The following is a 16,158-nucleotide window of genomic DNA, read 5'->3' on the forward strand; positions in this document are numbered from 1 at the left end:
TCCGCCGGTTGTGCCCGGTGGCGGGCCGCACGGGGCGCCGCGAGCCTACCGGTCCTGTCCGACCCGGTGTCCGCCCCGTTTACGCCCCCGGATCCTTACGGCCACGTACGCGACGACCGCGACGAGCGCCGCCCCGAGCACCACCTTCGACAGGACGCCCACGTAACTCTCCACCAGGTCCCACTGGTCGCCCAGCCCGTACCCGGCGAGCACGAGCACGGTGTTCCAGACGAACGAGCCGATCGTGGTGAGGGAGAGGAACACGGGCAGGCGCATCCGCTCCACGCCCGCCGGGATCGAGATCAGGCTGCGGAAGATGGGGATCATCCGGCCGAGGAGGACCGCCTTGGTGCCGTGACGCTGGAACCAGGCCTCCGTCTTCTCCAGGTCGGAGACCTTGACCAGGGGGAGGCGGGCCCACAGCGCGTACATGCGGTCGCGGCCGATCGCGCGGCCGATGCCGTAGAGCGCCGCCGCGCCGACGACCGAGCCGAGCGTCGTCCAGAACAGGGCCGACGCGAGGCTGATCGCGCCCTGGCCCGCCGCGAAGCCGGTCAGCGGGAGGATGACCTCGCTGGGCAGCGGCGGGAAGAGGTTCTCCAGGGCGATGGCGAGGCCGGCGCCGGGGCCGCCGAGCGTGTCGACGAGACGGGCCGCCCAGCCCGCTATGCCGCTGGTCGGCTCGGCGGAGGAGGCGGCCGAGGTCACGAGGTGCATGGGGGTCTCCTGGCAGGGGCGATGTGATTCGTCCGAGCCCGCTGCCCGGACTCCACCCAGGCTGGAAATGACAGCTCAGCACCCCTACGAGGGTAACCGTTTGGCAAAGTGCGGTTCTCCGCAGGGTGGGCGGGTGCGGGCCCGGTGGGGCTTCTCGCGCAGTTCCCCGCGCCCCTGGCAGCGAGCTCCGCTCGCTTCAGGGGAAGGCTGCGCGCAGCGCATGCCTTCAGGGGCGCGGGGAACTGCGCGACCAGCCACCCACCACCCACACCCTGCGACGAACGAGCAACCCGGCAGGCGCGCGGCAGCGCCTCAGCCCCAGATCACCGCTCCCAGCCACGCCCCCACGATCAACAGGCACGCGAACAGCTCGGCCAGCACGCTGGAGCCGCCCGCCCGCATGGCGGTCCGGGTCGAGGCCACCGCGTCGCCGTGGCTGCCGAGCCGCAGCCGCTCCGAGACGTAGATGCCGCCGACGAAGCCGGGAATCGCACCGATCACCGGGACCACGCAGAACCCGACGAGCGCCCCGAGCCCCGCCCACAGCCCGAGCTGCCGGGTCGCCCCGGCCTGGCGCAGCCTGCGCGGCGGCAGCTGCCAGCGCAGGACCAAGGAGGCGAACAGTACGACGGTGGCGCCGACGAGGACACCCCAGGCGAGGCCGCTCGGCTCGCGCAGCGCCCACACCGCGACCCCGGCCCACACCAGCCACGACCCGGGCACTCCCGGCACCAAGACCCCGCACAGACCGAGGGCGAGAACGGCCCCGACCAGCAGGAGTTCCCACGCTCCCATGCGCTCAGCGTGCCATGACCATGCCGCTCCGGCACGGCCAGAAAGGCTCTACCGGGACACCCAGCCCCGCTCGAACGCGTGCCACCCCAGCTGCAGCCGGGTCGTCACCCCCGCCAGCTCCATGAGTCTCTTCACCCGCCGTTGCACCGTCCGAAGGCCCAGGTCCAGCTGCTTCGCCACACTCGCGTCGGTCAGCCCCGCCAGCAGCAGCGAGAGGATCGCGAGGTCGGTCGCGTCGGGCCCGTCCGGGCCGTCCTCGATCACCCCGCCGTCCTCACCGAGGCGCAGCGGGAGCGACTGCTGCCACACCGCCTCGAAGAGCCCGCTCAGCGAGTCGAGGAGTCCGCTCGCGTGCACGACGAGGGCGGCGGGCTCGGCGGAGCGTGAGGTCAGCGGCACCATGGCGAGCGACCGGTCGGCGATCACCAGCTTCGTCGGTACCCGGTCCACCATGCGCACCCGCTCGTTGCGGCCGATCGCCGTGGACAGTTCCGTCAGACCCCTGGGCAGCGAGAGCACCTCGCGCTCGACGACGACCCGGTAGCCCACCCCCCGGCTGACGGCCTGCTGCTCCGCCGCGTTGTCCGTGCCGGTGACCGCGACCGGGTTGTCGGTGACCAGGGCGCACACCTCCTCGGTCGCCCCGAGCTGGATCTGCAGGAAGCGCTGGGTGACGGCGGCCGCTCCGGTGACCACCTCCACCAGGTCGTGCACCGTGGGCTCGGACGCCTGCGCCCGGTACTCCTCGGCGAGCCGCGCCGCCGTCAGCTCCGCCTTCTCCAGCTCGTGCCGGTGCTGGGCGAGCAGCGCGCCGAGCGCGATCCCCGGCGGCGCGGCCACCCAGCGCCCGCGCCGGGCCGACGACTGCGCGGCGAGACCGTGCCGCTCCAGGCGGCGCAGGATCCGCTCGGTCTCGTACTCGGCGTGGGCGAGCCGCTGCGCGAGATCCGGTACGTCGGCGGCCCCCACCGCCACCAGGGCGCAGTACGCCGACTCGTCCACCTCGTCCAGACCTATCGCACCCAGCATCCGGTGACGCCCCTCCCTGATCGCGCACTCCGTCACCCCCGTGGCGGGAAACAGCCACGGCACATTCCCGCCGCGCTCATCTTCCCCGTACCTTCCGCCACTCTGCCAATGTGGCGCCACCGCAGCACCAACACCCGCCGGGAATACGGGCTTTGCCCTGTATTCACCTGCGCATTCACTTGGGGAGAGCGATGCGCCCGATATCGCGTACGGCCCTGGTGGCGGCGACCGCCGCCGCCCTGGCCGTCACGGTGGCCGTGCCGTCCGGGGCAGTGGAGGGGAGCGCCCCGGACGGCGGCCGTCCACTCGTGGGCAGCGCCGCCGCGGCCGCGAAGTCCACGACCGCGACGGTGACTCTGGTGACCGGCGACCGCGTCCTGGTCACCACCGGCGCCGACGGCCGGACCACCGCCACGGCCCTGCCCGCCGAGGACGGCTCCGTGCCGCTGCTGCAGACCCGCCGCACGGGCAAGGACCTGTACGTCTACCCGGACGGCGCCGCGCAGGCGCTCGCCGCGGGCCGCGTCGACGAGGAACTCTTCAACGTCACCGGCCTGATCCGGCAGGGCTACGACGACGCGCACAGCGCCACCCTGCCGCTCATCGCGACCTACGACTCCTCGGTCGACGTCGCCCGCGGCGTGCCCGCCACCCCGCGCGGCGCCGAGCGCGGACTCGTCCTCGACCCGGTGGGCGGTGTCGCGCTCAAGGCCGACAAGAAGAAGGCCGCCGACTTCTGGGCCGACGTCACGAGCCCCCGCTCCCGCGCCGCGGGCGACCTGAAGAAGCTCTGGCTCGACGCCAAGGTGAAGGCGCTGCTCGACCGGTCGACCAAGCAGGTGCACGCCGACCAGGCGTGGGCCGCCGGCTACGACGGCAAGGGCACCAAGGTCGCCGTCCTCGACACCGGCGTCGACACCGAACACCCCGACCTCAAGGGCCGGGTCGCCGAGTCGAAGAACTTCACCGACTCCGCCGACGCCGACGACCACCAGGGCCACGGCACCCACACCACCTCCACCGTCGGCGGCACCGGCGCCGCGAGCGGCGGAAAGAAGAAGGGCGTGGCGCCCGCCGCGACCCTGCTCAACGGCAAGGTCCTCAACGACAGCGGCTCCGGCGCCACTTCGTGGATCATCGCCGGCATGCAGTGGGCCGTCGACGAGGGCGCCGACGTCGTCTCCATGAGCCTCGGCAACCCTTCCGAGCTCGACTGCTCCGACCCGATGGCGGAGGCCACCCAGGAACTCGCGCGGTCCGCGAAGGACACGCTCTTCGTGATCGCCGCGGGCAACGCGGGACCCACCCTCAACTCGGTCTCCTCGCCCGGCTGCGTGCCCGAGGTGCTCACCGTCGGCGCCGTCGACCGCGACGACTCCACCGCGAGCTTCTCCAGCCGCAGCCCGGTCCAGCGCACCCACACCCTCAAGCCGGAGATCGCCGCCCCCGGCGTCGCCATCTCCGCCGCCGCCGCGGGCGGCCGGGGCGTGTACGCGTACCAGTCCATGAGCGGTACGTCGATGGCGACCCCGCACGTCGCGGGCGCCGCCGCCATCGTCAAGGAGCGCCACCCCGACTGGAGCGCCCAGCAGATCAAGCAGGCGCTCGTCTCCTCCGCCGACGCGGAGATACCCGGCGACGTGCGTGAGACCGGCGGCGGCCGCCTCGACGTGAAGGCCGCCATCGACCAGACGGTCCTCGGCGCCGACGCCGTCCAGGGCGGCACCTTCAACTGGCCGCAGGACAAGAGCGACCGCACCACCGTCCAGGTCCCGTACACCAACACCACCGGCAAGCCGGTGAAGCTGAGCCTGTCCGTCGCCCGCGTCACCGGCAACGACGGCTCCACGGTCCGCTCGAACGTCGCCGGACTCGACGCGCGCACCGTCACCGTGCCCGCGGGCGGCACCGTCCACGTCCCGCTGAAGCTCGACCCGGCGGCGCACCTCAAGGCCGCCCAGTACGGCGACGTCACCGGCCGCGTCCTGGCCACCGGGCCGGGCGGCGTGCACCTGAGCACCCCGTTCTCCCTGTACGTGCAGCCCGAGACGGTCACCCTGCGCGTCAAGGTCGTCGACCGGAAGGGCGAACCGGCATCCGGCGCCTCCTCGCTCGACGTCATCGGCCTGGACGACGCCTCCGGCGAGCGACGCGTCAACGACGGCGCCACCGACCAGACCTACCGACTGCGCCCCGGCGCCTACTTCGTGTCGAGTTTCGTCGCGACCCCCGACGCGCAGGGCACGCTCGTCGACTCGGCGACCTTCCTCGGCCGCCCGCAGGTGGACCTCACCAAGGACACCACCGTCGTCCTCGACGCCCGTAAGGCCCACCGGCTGGACATCAGGACGGACCGGGCGAGCGAGGTGCGCGGCGCCTCGCTCGGCTTCGCCCGCACCTTCGGCACGGACAACTGGGTGCACGCGGCCACCATCCAGGGCTCGCGCACGGTCGGCGCCTACTACGCCGACGTCCAGGGCCGCGCGAAGAACGGCGCGTTCGAGTTCGACAGCTTCTGGCGCGCCGCCGCTCCGCAGATCAGCGAGTTCGGTGTGCGCGGCGGCCCGGACCTGCACCCGCTGACCGGTTCCACCAGCTCCGCGAACCTCGACGGCACCGGCAGCTCCCAGATCGTCTCCGGCGGTGCGGGCACGGCCGACGAACTGGCGGCGGCCAAGGGCAAGCTGGCCCTCGTCAAGCTGCCCGACGGGGGCAGCGCCTCCGCCGTCGCGCAGGCCGCGGCCAAGGAGGGCGTCAAGGGCGTCGTCCTGTACCGCGGGACCGCGGGTCGCTGGTACCCGGCGGTCGGCTTCACCGGCGCGCCGCTGCCGATGCTCGCCCTGGAGACGGCCGAGGGCACCGCGCTCGCCGCGCGCGTCGCCTCCGGCGCCACGACGCTGCACTGGAAGGCCACGGCGAACAGCCCGTACACCTACACGCTGGCCTTCCCCGAGAGCGGCCAGATCCGCGGCGACCGCACCTACCGCGTCGCCGACAAGGACCTCGCCGCGAACACGGCGACGTACCGCGCGATGGGCACCGCCACCGACTACATCGACTACCCCTCGGCGACCCGCCCCACCGGCCTGTCCGCCGGATTCGGCGACCTCATGACGATCGCCGCGCCGTCCACCCGCACCGAGCTGTACTCCACGGGCGACACCGGCTTCGGGCACGAGGTGTCCAGCTCCTTCCCGTTCGGCGAGTTCATGAGCGACCCCGCGCGCACGTACGAGAAGGGCGAGCGGCGGACCGAGGAGTGGTACGGCGGCGTGATGGCGCCCACGACCCCGCTGACGGCCACCGGTGAGGAGGCCCTCGCCGCCGAACGGCAGGGCAACCTGATCGGGGTCGCGCCCGGCTTCTGGGGCGACGGACAGCACCAGGGGTTCCAGGGCTCGTTCGGTGACATCGGCAGCGTGCAGCTCAAGCGCGACGGCGAGGTGATCGGGGAGAGCGGCTGGCCGTTCGGAGTGTTCGACGTCCCCGCCGACGACTCCGCGTACGAACTCACCCTGGCGACCGCCAAGATCGGCTCCAAGGTGTGGAGCCGCTCGCCGCAGACCGCCACCACGTGGTCGTTCCGCTCCCACCTCGACGAGGACGTCTACTCGCAGGGCATCCCGCTGCTCTTCCCGCACCTGACGCTCCCCGAGGACGGCCTCAAGACGCTGGCGGCACGCGACGGCCAGCGGATCGGTGTCTCGGTCACGGGCCACGCGGGTTACCGGCCCGGCGACCTGACGAAGGTGTCCCTCTCCTACTCCTACGACGGCGGAGAGACCTGGACCGAGGCGACGACCTCGCGACGGAACGGGAAGTGGACGGCGACCGTCGACCACGCAGGCGCCTCCGGCGAGCAGGTCACGGTCAGGGCGCAGCTCACGGACAGCCACGGGAACGCGGTCAGCCAGACCGTGGAACGGGCCTACGACGTGCGCTAGTTCGCGGGTTCGAACGATCACCTGATCCGGTCCGCCGGGTGGCCTTCCCGTGGGGGTGGCGCCGCCCGGCGGATCTTTCGTGCCAGGGATTTTCCCGATGCCCCGTTTTCGTACGGCCCGTGCCGTGGACAATAAGGGCATGAGTCAGCAGGGGGACAGGCCCACCGGACGCCGGACCCAGGAGGACGACTGGTGGGGGCAGTTGTACGAGCACGACGAAGCCGTCGCCGCCGCCGACACCGGAGCGACTCCGGCGCGCGACACCCTGGACGACCGGTTCGCCTCGGCCGGGGCGGTGGCGACACCACCCGGTGAGCGGGCCACCGATCCGGCGGAGACGGCCGCTCTCACCCCGGACGATCCCGGCCCGGCCTCCGGCGGCCCACGCGCGGTCGAGGACGACACCGGAGTTCTCCCACCGCTGCGTCCCGGCACGGTCGGACCGCCCAGGGCGGGCGGTCGCGGACCTGCTGGCGCACCGGACGGCACCGGCCCTCCGGCGACGCCCGACAGGGCCGAACCCGAGGTCTCCGACGCCGTCGCCTCCGAGCCCACCCGCTGGGAGCCCCTGCCGGGCAGGGAGATCCCGGCCGCCCCTCCGGCACCCGAAGGGCCCACGGCGGGCCGAGGCTCCGACGACGGCCCGGGCCGGAGTCCCGCGTCCGCCGTGCCCGTCACCGGTCCACCGGGCCGGAGTCTCGCGTCCGCCGTGCCCGTCACCGGTCCACCCGACCGGAGTCCCGCCCCGGAGCTCCCCACCCGGCCGCCGGCCGACCCGCCCCCGGCCCCGCCCACCACACCACCCGTCCCGGTGGTCCCGCCCGTCCCGGCCGCTGCGCCCGTTCAGCCGGAGCGGTCGACCGTTCCGTCACCGCAGCCCGCCGCGCGCACGGTTCCGTACGTGGGCGACGGGCCGCCCACCTACGACGCCGAGCCCACCGCGCTGCCGGCCGCCGACCCCGAGGACCTGGACGACCTCGTGGCCGACACCGTGCTCGACGGGGCCCGCTACGGCGCCTGCGTGCTGCGGGCGGCCTCCGTGCGCGGCGACTCCGCGCGGTACCGCGGCGAGCCGCGCCGCGACAGCCTGCTGACCGCCCGGTTCGGCAGCGGGCCCGGCGCCCTGATCCTCGTCGCCATGGCCACCGGCGCCCGCGCCACCCCGGGCGCGCACCGCGCCGCGGCCGAGGCGTGCGACTGGATCGGACGGGCCGTCGGCCTCAGCCACGCCCGGCTCGCCGAGGACATCAGGGCGGGACGCCGCGGCGACCTCAAGTCCGGACTGCACCGGCTCACCGACCGCAGCCTCGGCAAGCTGCGGGCCGCCGCGGCCGAGCAGGGGCTCGACCCGGAGGAGTACGCCGCGACCCTGCGCTGCCTGCTCGTCCCGGCCGACCCCGACTGCCGCACCCGCGTCTACTTCGGCGTCGGCGGCGGTGGCCTGTTCCGGCTCAGGGACGGTGCCTGGCAGGACATCGAGCCGAGCGTCGCCGAGCAGCAGACCGGGGCGCCTGTCGTGGGATACGGGTCCCAGCAGGCCGCCGAGACCCCGGAGGGCGACCGGCTCACCATGGACCTGGGCATCACCACACCGCCCAGCCCGTACGAGCCCGCGCCGCAGCAGCCGCCCCGCGACCCGTTCCGGTTCCGGGCCTCGGTCGCCCGCCCGGGGGACACCCTGCTGCTGTGCACGGCAGGCCTGGCCGAGCCGCTGCGCGGCGAGCCCGACCTCGCCCGGCACCTCGCCGGCCGCTGGGCCGACGCCGAACCGCCGGGCCTCGCCGCGTTCCTCGCGGACACCCAGGTACGGGTCAAGGGATATGCCGACGACCGCACCGCCGTCGCCGTTTGGGAGGCGTAACGGCGCCCCGTGTGAATTCATGGAACCCGGAAGCAGTGATCGGCACCGAGACCGAGACCGAAACCGGGTTCCGAAGGGGCACAACGCCATGGCCAAGCAGAACGTCGCCGAGCAGTTCGTCGACATCCTCGTCCGCGCGGGCGTCCGGCGCATGTACGGAGTCGTCGGCGACAGCCTGAACCCGGTCGTCGACGCCATCCGCCGCAACAGCGCCATCGACTGGATCCACGTACGGCACGAGGAGACCGCCGCCTTCGCCGCGGGGGCCGAGGCGCAGATCACCGGGAACGTGACCGCCTGCGCCGGATCCTGCGGGCCCGGCAACCTCCACCTCATCAACGGCCTCTACGACGCCCACCGCTCCATGGCCCCGGTCCTCGCCCTCGCCTCGCACATCCCGTCCAGCGAGATCGGGCTCGGCTACTTCCAGGAGACCCACCCCGACCGGCTCTTCCAGGAGTGCTCGCACTACAGCGAGATGATCTCCAGCCCGCAGCAGATGCCGCGCGTCCTGCAGACCGCCATCCAGCACGCCGTCGGCCGCTCCGGCGTCAGCGTCGTCACCCTGCCGGGTGACGTCGCCGACCAGGAAGCGCCGGACAAGAGCCCCGAGACCGCGATCGTCACGTCCCGGCCGACCATCCGCCCCGGCGACACGGAGATCGAGAAGCTCGTCGAGCTGATCGACGAGGCCGACAAGGTCACCCTCTTCTGCGGCAGCGGCACCGCCGGGGCGCACGCCGAGGTCATGGAGTTCGCCGAGAAGATCAAGTCGCCGGTCGGACACGCGCTGCGCGGCAAGGAATGGATCCAGTACGACAACCCCTTCGACGTCGGGATGAGCGGGCTGCTCGGCTACGGCGCCGCCTACGAGGCCACCCACGAGTGCGACCTGCTGATCCTGCTCGGCACCGACTTCCCGTACAACGCCTTCCTGCCGCAGAAGGACGTCAAGATCGTCCAGGTCGACGTCCGGCCCGAGAACCTCGGCCGCCGCTCCAAGCTGGACCTCGCGGTGTGGGGCGACGTGCGCGAGACGCTGCGCTGTCTCACCCCGCGCGTGAAGCCGAAGTCCAACCGCCGCTTCCTCGACAAGATGCTGAAGAAGCACGCCGACGCGCTCGAGGGCGTCGTCAAGGCGTACACCCGCAAGGTCGAGAAGCACGTCCCCATCCACCCCGAGTACGTCGCCTCCGTCCTCGACGAACTCGCGGACGAGAACGCCGTGTTCACCGTCGACACCGGCATGTGCAACGTCTGGGCCGCGCGCTACATCTCGCCCAACGGCCGCCGCCGCGTCATCGGCTCCTTCTCGCACGGCTCGATGGCGAACGCGCTGCCCATGGCGATCGGCGCCCAGTTCACCGACCGCGAGCGGCAGGTCATCTCCATGTCGGGCGACGGCGGCTTCTCGATGCTGATGGGCGACTTCCTGACGCTCGTGCAGTACGACCTCCCGGTCAAGGTCGTCCTCTTCAACAACTCCTCCCTGGGAATGGTGGAGTTGGAGATGCTGGTCGCCGGGCTCCCGTCGTACGGGACCACCAACAAGAACCCGGACTTCGCCGCCGTGGCCCGCGCCGCCGGTGCCTACGGCGTCCGCGTCGAGAAGCCCAAGCAGCTCGCGGGCGCGCTGAAGGACGCCTTCAAGCACAAGGGCCCGGCGCTCGTCGACATCGTCACCGACCCGAACGCGCTGTCCATCCCGCCGAAGATCAGCGCCGACATGGTGACGGGCTTCGCGCTCTCCGCCTCGAAGATCGTCCTCGACGGTGGCGTGGGGCGGATGGTGCAGATGGCCCGCTCCAACCTGCGCAACATGCCGCGGCCCTGACGTGACGCCCGGTGCCCGGCCCGAGCGGGCCGGGCACCGGCACGCTCACGCGGGCCGCAGGCGCAGCGTCAGGATCTGGAAGGGGCGCAGCTCCAGCGCGAGTCCGGCGTCCGAGGTGTCGGCGGGCCGCAGCGGGCGCTCCAGCAGGTCCGTCTCGTCGGCCCCGGCCACCGGGAACCCGGTCGTGAGCGTCGCGCTCGCGCGTCCGCCCCGCGACTCGTAGAGCCGGACCACGACATCGCCGCTGCGGTCCTCGGCGAGCTTCACCGACTCCACCGTCACCGCCGGGTCGTCGACCGCGACCAGGGGCGTGAGCGCAGGCGCCTCGGCGATCCGCAGCGGCAGGTTCAGCGCGAGCCCCTCCGCCAACGCGTCGCCCGTCGTCGCCCCCGGACGCAGCGCGTACGTGAAGCGGTGCGTGCCCAGATCGGTCTCCGGGTCGGGGGAGTGCGGGGCCCGCAGCAGCGTCAACCGGACCGTGGTGCCGAGGACCTGGTCGTGCTGCGCGCGGGTCACGTCATGGCCGTACGTCGAGTCGTTGAGCAGCGCGACGCCGTACGCCTCCTCCGCCACGCGCAGCCAGCGGTGCGCGCAGATCTCGTAACGGGCCGCGTCCCAGCCGGTGTTGGCGTGCGTCGGCCGGTGCACGTGCCCGAACTGGATCTCGGACGTGGACCGTTCGGCGTGCACGTCCAGCGGGAACGCCGCCTTCAGCACCTTCTCCGACTCCTGCCAGTCGATGTCCGTGACGACGTCGAGGCGCCGGCTGCCCGCCGCGAGCCGGTACTCCTGGGTGACCCGGGACTTCCCGAAGGAGCGGACGACCCTGACCGAGACCCGCAGCGGCCCCTCCTCGACCAGCTCCACCGACTCCGCCTCGGTGAGATCGGTGCGGCTGTGCCGGTAGTGGGCGTCCAGGTCCCAGGCGTCGTACCGGGTGGGGTGATCGGGGTGCAGCTGGAGCAGGTTCCCGCGCGTGCCGGGGGCGAGCACCTCGCGGCCGCCGTGCGCCAGGTCCCGAACGGAGGCGAGCAGCCCGTCGGCGTCGATCGACACCGTCAGATGCTCGTTGGCGAGCACGATCTTCTCGTCGGCCTCCCGGGTCGCCGCCGCGTGCGCGCCGGGACCACGGGTGTGCGCGGCGGCCTCGGGCAGCGACCTGGCGCCCAGGCCGTCGACGTTCACATGCACCAACTGCCCTTCGTGCGCCACGACTTCACTGCGCGGATAGGGGGAGGCGTTGAGCGCCGAGGGCTCCCCGCCGCCGAGCCTGCGCACGGCGTCGACGGTCAGCTCGTCGAGCTCCGTGAGGACGCGGGCGTAGGTCTCCCGGGCCTCCCGGTGGACCCAGGCGATCGACGAACCGGGCAGGATGTCGTGGAACTGGTGCAGCAGCACCGTCTTCCAGATCCGGTCGAGGTCGTCGTAGGGATACGCGTACGAAGGATCCCGCAGCGCGGCCGCCGTGCACCACAACTCGGCCTCCCGCAGGGCGTGTTCACTGCGTCGGTTGCCCTGCTTCGTCTTCGCCTGCGTGGTGTACGTGGCCCGGTGCATCTCCAGGTACAGCTCGCCGGACCAGACCGGCGCCCGCTCCCCGTACTCCTCGTACGCTGCCTCGAAGAACGCCGACGGCTTCTCGATCTCCACCGTCGGTGAGCCTTCGAGGGAGCGCAGCCGGCGCGCCTTCTCCAGCATCTCGCGCGTCGGACCGCCCCCGCCGTCGCCCCAGCCGAACGGGACGAGGGAGCGGGACGCGCCGCCCTTCTCCGCGAAGTTCCGCTCCGCGTGGGCCAGTTCACGGGCGTGGAACTGCGCGTTGTACGTGTCCACCGGCGGGAAGTGCGTGAACACGCGGGTGCCGTCGATGCCCTCCCACCAGAAGGTGTGGTGCGGCATCTTGTTCGTCTGGTTCCAGCTCAGCTTCTGCGTCAGGAACCACTTCGCGCCCGCCAGCTTCGCCAGCTGCGGGAAGGCGGCCGTGTACCCGAAGGAGTCCGGCAGCCAGACCTCCTCCGTGTCCACGCCCAGCTCGTCACGGAAGAACCGCTTGCCGTGCACCAGCTGCCGGGCCAGCGCCTCGCCGCCCGGCATGTTCGCGTCCGACTCCACCCACATCGAGCCCACCGGGGCCCAGTTGCCGTCCGCCACCGCCTTCTTGATGCGCTCCCAGATGTGCGGCTGGTGCTCCTTCACCCACGCGTACTGCTGCGCCTGCGAGCACGCGAAGACCAGCTCGGGGTAGTCGCGGGCGAGCGCCGTGACGTTCGCGAACGTCCGTGACGCCTTGCGGACCGTCTCGCGAAGCGGCCACAGCCACGCCGAGTCGATGTGCGCGTGCCCGGCCGCCGACACGCGGTGCGCGCTGGCGTGCGCGGGGCGGGCCAGCACCTCGGCGAGCTCGGCACGGGCGGCGGCCGCCGTGCCGGACACGTCGTGCAGATCGAGGGTGTCCAGCATCCGCTCCAGGGCGCGCAGCACGTCATGGCGCCTGCCCCGGTCCGCGTCCAGCTCGTGCATCAGCTCGGACAGCACTTCGACATCGAGCACAAGATGCCAGACGGCCTCGTCCAGTACGGTCAAGTCGGCAGCGCGGAATCGGTAGATGGGGCGATTCCCCGCAGTCAGTACGTCACCGAGGAGCGTGGGTTCGAAGTCCCGGAGGACCGTCGGATTGGCTGCCGCCTCCAGCAGCAGATGCACCGGTTCGCCCCCGACCGCGTGTCGCGCCACCGTGAGGTGCCGGTTGCGTGGATGGATCCCCTTCAGCGGCACACCCGTGGCGTCGTAGAGCATCCCCTCGGCCTGGAAGCCGGGGCCCTGCCCGCTGAACCCGGGATCGACGACGACCTCGACATGGTGCCCGGCCCACTCCTCGGGAACCCGCCCCTCCAACCGGAACCAACTGGTCGACCAGGGTTTTCCCCAGACGGTGCCGGGCTCGAACGGCTCGTAGCTTCCCTCCAGGGCCTCGGCGACGGGCACGGGTTCGCCCGGCGCGTGCCACACGCTCAAGGTCAGCGGGGTGCGTTCCGCGTACTGCGCGGGACGGACGAACTGACGCATCGCCCGATCGAGTCGGCCTTCCACGAGCTGTCGGTCGTCGTGCACAGCGGCTCCTTCCGTTACACGTCCTGCGGGAGATCCTCCGCTTCCCTTCCCCACGCCGTCGGTGGACACCCGCCTGTGATGGACGAATCAACAGGAGTGCGGACATGGGAGCGGGGAATGCATGCCCGTGTACACGTTCGAGAGACAGGCCGAGAAAGCCGAGAAAGCCGAGGAACACGAGTCCAGAGCGAGAGAGGTACGGGGATCGGCGTGTGGGCGGGGGTCATGAAACGGCAGGCGCACGACATGGAGGACATGGCGGCCTCGAAGGGGGACCGGCCGCCTGAACAGCTCAAACGGAAGCTGGGCAGGGCGGACCTGAGGGCCGTACCGGAGACCCGGCGCGCACTGCGCGAGCTGCTCCGGCACTGGGGGAGGCCGGGAAGATCGGAGATAGCCGAGCTGCTCACCAGCGAGTTGGTCACCAACGCGCTGGTGCACACGGACCGCGACGCGGAACTCACGGCGACCGTGGGCCCCCGGGGCCTCAGGGTCGAGGTGCGTGACTTCGCGACACGACGGCCGAAGCTGCGGGTACCGCACGCCGACGACGGTACACACAGCACCCACGGCCGGGGACTGGTTCTCGTGCAGTCCCTCGCGGACGCCTGGGGCGTCGCGGCGCTCGGCACCGGAATGACCGGGAAGGTGGTGTGGTTCGAACTGGACGGCGGCGCCGTGTGACACGACGCCGCCGCGGTGAGGATCGACCCCAAGGGCCTCGAGCGGTGGTCAACCGAACTGCTGCTCGAGGTCCTTGAGCTTGCGCTCGAGGGTGTCGAGCCGGGGCAGCGCCTGAGTGTCGTCCTCGGCCGTCAGGTCGACGGTGACGGAGGCCGACGGATCAGAGCCGTTCTTCACGGCCTGGAGCGATGGCCGGGCGCGCAGCGGAAGCTGGTCCTGTGAGGGCTGGGTTCCCGGGGGTATGGCAGGGTCCGAGCCGACCTGCGCCGAACCGGCCGCGGAGGCCACGGCGGGCACGTCCACCTGACGGCCACCGCGCGCGGAAAAACCCCGGTGGCCCCGGCTGAGGGCGCGCAGCTGCGCCCGCTCCAGCTTCTGGTGCTCACGCTGCCGCATCCGGTTCTGGACCTTCTCCCGTTTGTCCTCGCGCACTTCGTCGACCGCCTCGTCCAGCGTCCGTACGTTCTCCAGGAGCATCAGCGACCAGGCGCTGTACGTCTCCCGGGGCGCGCGCAGCCACCGCACGATCCGGATCTGCGGCAACGGCCGTGGCACCAGGCCCTGTTCGCGCAGCGCCGCGCGGCGCGTCTGCTTCAGGGCACGGTCGAAGAGGACGGCGGCCGAGAGGGACATCCCCGCGAAGAAGTGCGGGGCGCCCGCGTGGTCCAACCCCCGTGGCGCGTGAACCCAGTTGAACCAGGCGGCGGCACCCGCGAACGTCCACACGAGTATGCGGGAGCCGAGTGCGGCGTCACCGTGGCTGGCCTCGCGCACCGCGAGCACCGAGCAGAACATCGCCGCGCCGTCCAGGCCGAACGGGACGAGGTACTCCCAGCCCCCGGACAGGCTCAGGTTCTGCCGGCCGAAGCCGACCAGACCGTGGAAGGAGAGCGCGGCGGCGACGGCCGCGCAGCAGAACAGCAGCACATACGAGGCGGTGCCGTAGACGGCTTCCTTGCGCCTGCGGCGCTCCTCGCTGCGCTCCCACGACTCGTCCAACGACGATCCGCCTTTCTTGCCGGTGTCCCCGGCGCGCCTGCCGCGCGCGAGCACCGCAACCGCCGCCAGTCCGCCCAGGAGCAGCACGGCGCCCGGAAGCAGCCAGTCCAGCGATATGTCGGTCAATCTCATCTGGGGTCCCTTGCATAGCGGTAGGGCGGTCGGGCGCCATATTGGCGCAGCCCTCCGAGCCCGCAGGGGGTTTCGGGACAAGAGAACGCCATTGGAGTGCAAGGGGGCGTGCAAAGCGGTCGTACGCTCGAACTCCCGCCCCAGAAAAGGTAGTTGAGTTCGATTTACCTCACTCGTACGAGTGGTTCAGGCTGCCGTGGTTCCCGTGAGCCGCGCGACGCGGTCCGCGTCGCAGGTACGCGGGCAGGTCACGCAGGTGTCCTCGGGGCGCAGCGTGTAGAAGAGGCAGCAGCTGGCGCGGTCCCGGGTGGGCAGGGTCTCGCCCTCCGGTCCGGTGAGTTCACGGAAGGCGGCCTTGCCGACGTACGGCTTCGTGGTGCCGGGCAGCAGCTCCTCGAGGTCGGTCATCGCGCGGCCCTCCTCGCCGAGGAGATGCCCGACGTACCAGAGGCTCTCGACGATCTCGTCCGTCGCCATGCCCCACAGGGCGCGCGGGCCGCGCCGCATCCGCGGGCCGAAGCCGGTCAGGACGGGCTGCAGATGGTCCGCGACGGCCGCGCGGACCTCGGCCCGCAGGGCCTCCTCGTCCGGCACGACGTGGGCGCCGGGCAGGTTCGCCGCCGGGTCGCCGGGCAGACAGGCGAAATCGGTGACGCGTACGGCCATCCGGCCGAGCGCCCGCTGGAAGGAGACATGGGCCGCCGGGAAACGGGGCACCCGGCGGTGCAGGAACCACGGGACCGTGATCAGCAGGCAGGCGGGCCAGGCGTAGCGGTGCAGGCCGAAGCTGGCGATGACGTCGGGGCGGGCCTGCTGGCCGTAGTCCTTGAGAACCTGGGCGTTGTCCCAGGCCAGAAAGGCGTCGAGCGCGGGACCGCTCCGCGCCAGCTCTTCGGTGCGGACCCAGCCGGCGCCGTGCGGCAGCGGCTCCTCCGGGCCCAGTTCCGTGATGCGCAGGCTCGGGAACACCTCGGAGAGGCGGGCGTACGCGGCCGAGACCGCGCTGTCCGTCGTGGCAGGCGCCGGGGTGACGAGGGTCATGCGGGACCACC

Annotated in this window: 10 protein-coding genes; 4 read left to right on the top strand and 6 right to left on the bottom strand. The window is 72.3% G+C overall.

The genetic code is table 11. The features are described 5' to 3' along the window. Positions 1-45: 45 nt before the first annotated feature. From B072_RS0140280 to B072_RS0140290, 3 genes are all read right to left on the bottom strand, one after another. Positions 46-717 (bottom strand): DedA family protein, encoded by a 672-nt coding sequence (locus B072_RS0140280; RefSeq protein WP_018535681.1) that lies wholly within the window; start codon positions 715-717, stop codon positions 46-48. A gap of 312 nt (positions 718-1,029) precedes the next feature. Beyond that, positions 1,030-1,512, bottom strand: a complete 483-nt coding sequence (locus B072_RS0140285) for a DUF456 domain-containing protein (RefSeq protein WP_018535682.1) — start codon at positions 1,510-1,512, stop codon at positions 1,030-1,032. A 48-nt stretch (positions 1,513-1,560) separates the two neighbouring features. After that, positions 1,561-2,541, bottom strand: a complete 981-nt coding sequence (locus B072_RS0140290; protein WP_018535683.1) for a winged helix-turn-helix transcriptional regulator — start codon at positions 2,539-2,541, stop codon at positions 1,561-1,563. Between the two features lie 191 nt (positions 2,542-2,732). Here B072_RS0140290 and B072_RS0140295 point away from each other — a divergent pair, with 191 nt between their 5' ends. From B072_RS0140295 to B072_RS0140305, 3 genes are all read left to right on the top strand, one after another. Further along, positions 2,733-6,485 carry a S8 family serine peptidase gene (locus B072_RS0140295; protein ID WP_026246837.1) on the top strand — a complete coding sequence of 1,251 codons (3,753 nt, stop codon included), beginning with the start codon at positions 2,733-2,735 and terminating at the stop codon, positions 6,483-6,485. Positions 6,486-6,624: 139 nt separating this feature from the next. Beyond that, positions 6,625-8,346: a protein phosphatase 2C domain-containing protein gene (locus tag B072_RS0140300; RefSeq protein ID WP_026246838.1), complete on the top strand. Its 1,722-nt coding sequence runs from the start codon at positions 6,625-6,627 to the stop codon at positions 8,344-8,346. 88 nt (positions 8,347-8,434) lie between these two features. Further along, positions 8,435-10,180, top strand: coding sequence for a pyruvate dehydrogenase (locus tag B072_RS0140305; protein WP_018535686.1), 1,746 nt, complete (start codon positions 8,435-8,437; stop codon positions 10,178-10,180). A gap of 45 nt (positions 10,181-10,225) precedes the next feature. On the opposite strand, the gene B072_RS0140310 is transcribed toward B072_RS0140305, so the two are convergent. After that, positions 10,226-13,291 (bottom strand): alpha-mannosidase, encoded by a 3,066-nt coding sequence (locus B072_RS0140310; RefSeq protein ID WP_018535687.1) that lies wholly within the window; start codon positions 13,289-13,291, stop codon positions 10,226-10,228. 246 nt (positions 13,292-13,537) lie between these two features. On the opposite strand from B072_RS0140310, the gene B072_RS0140315 reads away from it, so the two are divergent. Beyond that, the gene (locus tag B072_RS0140315; protein WP_026246839.1) at positions 13,538-13,975 is read left to right on the top strand and encodes an ATP-binding protein; all 438 of its coding nucleotides are present in this window, start codon (positions 13,538-13,540) and stop codon (positions 13,973-13,975) included. Between the two features lie 48 nt (positions 13,976-14,023). Here B072_RS0140315 and B072_RS0140320 read toward each other — a convergent pair whose 3' ends face one another. Both B072_RS0140320 and B072_RS0140325 read right to left on the bottom strand, forming a co-directional pair. Further along, the gene (locus B072_RS0140320; protein ID WP_026246840.1) at positions 14,024-15,106 is read right to left on the bottom strand and encodes a DUF2637 domain-containing protein; all 1,083 of its coding nucleotides are present in this window, start codon (positions 15,104-15,106) and stop codon (positions 14,024-14,026) included. A 186-nt stretch (positions 15,107-15,292) separates the two neighbouring features. After that, on the bottom strand, positions 15,293-16,147 hold the full coding sequence (locus B072_RS0140325; RefSeq protein WP_018535690.1) for a (2Fe-2S)-binding protein: 855 nt from the start codon (positions 16,145-16,147) through the stop codon (positions 15,293-15,295). Positions 16,148-16,158: the final 11 nt, after the last annotated feature.

The sequence above is a fragment of the Streptomyces sp. HmicA12 genome (genome assembly GCF_000373565.1).
Lineage (GTDB): Bacteria > Actinomycetota > Actinomycetes > Streptomycetales > Streptomycetaceae > Streptomyces.

Coding starts and splice junctions, on each gene's coding strand:
- B072_RS0140295 (WP_026246837.1), top strand. CDS start 2,733: ATGCGCCCGATATCGCGTACGGCCCTGGTGGCGGCGACCGCCGCCGCC.
- B072_RS0140300 (WP_026246838.1), top strand. CDS start 6,625: ATGAGTCAGCAGGGGGACAGGCCCACCGGACGCCGGACCCAGGAGGAC.
- B072_RS0140320 (WP_026246840.1), bottom strand. CDS start 15,106: ATGAGATTGACCGACATATCGCTGGACTGGCTGCTTCCGGGCGCCGTG.
- B072_RS0140325 (WP_018535690.1), bottom strand. CDS start 16,147: ATGACCCTCGTCACCCCGGCGCCTGCCACGACGGACAGCGCGGTCTCG.
- B072_RS0140280 (WP_018535681.1), bottom strand. CDS start 717: ATGCACCTCGTGACCTCGGCCGCCTCCTCCGCCGAGCCGACCAGCGGC.
- B072_RS0140290 (WP_018535683.1), bottom strand. CDS start 2,541: ATGCTGGGTGCGATAGGTCTGGACGAGGTGGACGAGTCGGCGTACTGC.
- B072_RS0140315 (WP_026246839.1), top strand. CDS start 13,538: ATGGAGGACATGGCGGCCTCGAAGGGGGACCGGCCGCCTGAACAGCTC.
- B072_RS0140285 (WP_018535682.1), bottom strand. CDS start 1,512: ATGGGAGCGTGGGAACTCCTGCTGGTCGGGGCCGTTCTCGCCCTCGGT.
- B072_RS0140305 (WP_018535686.1), top strand. CDS start 8,435: ATGGCCAAGCAGAACGTCGCCGAGCAGTTCGTCGACATCCTCGTCCGC.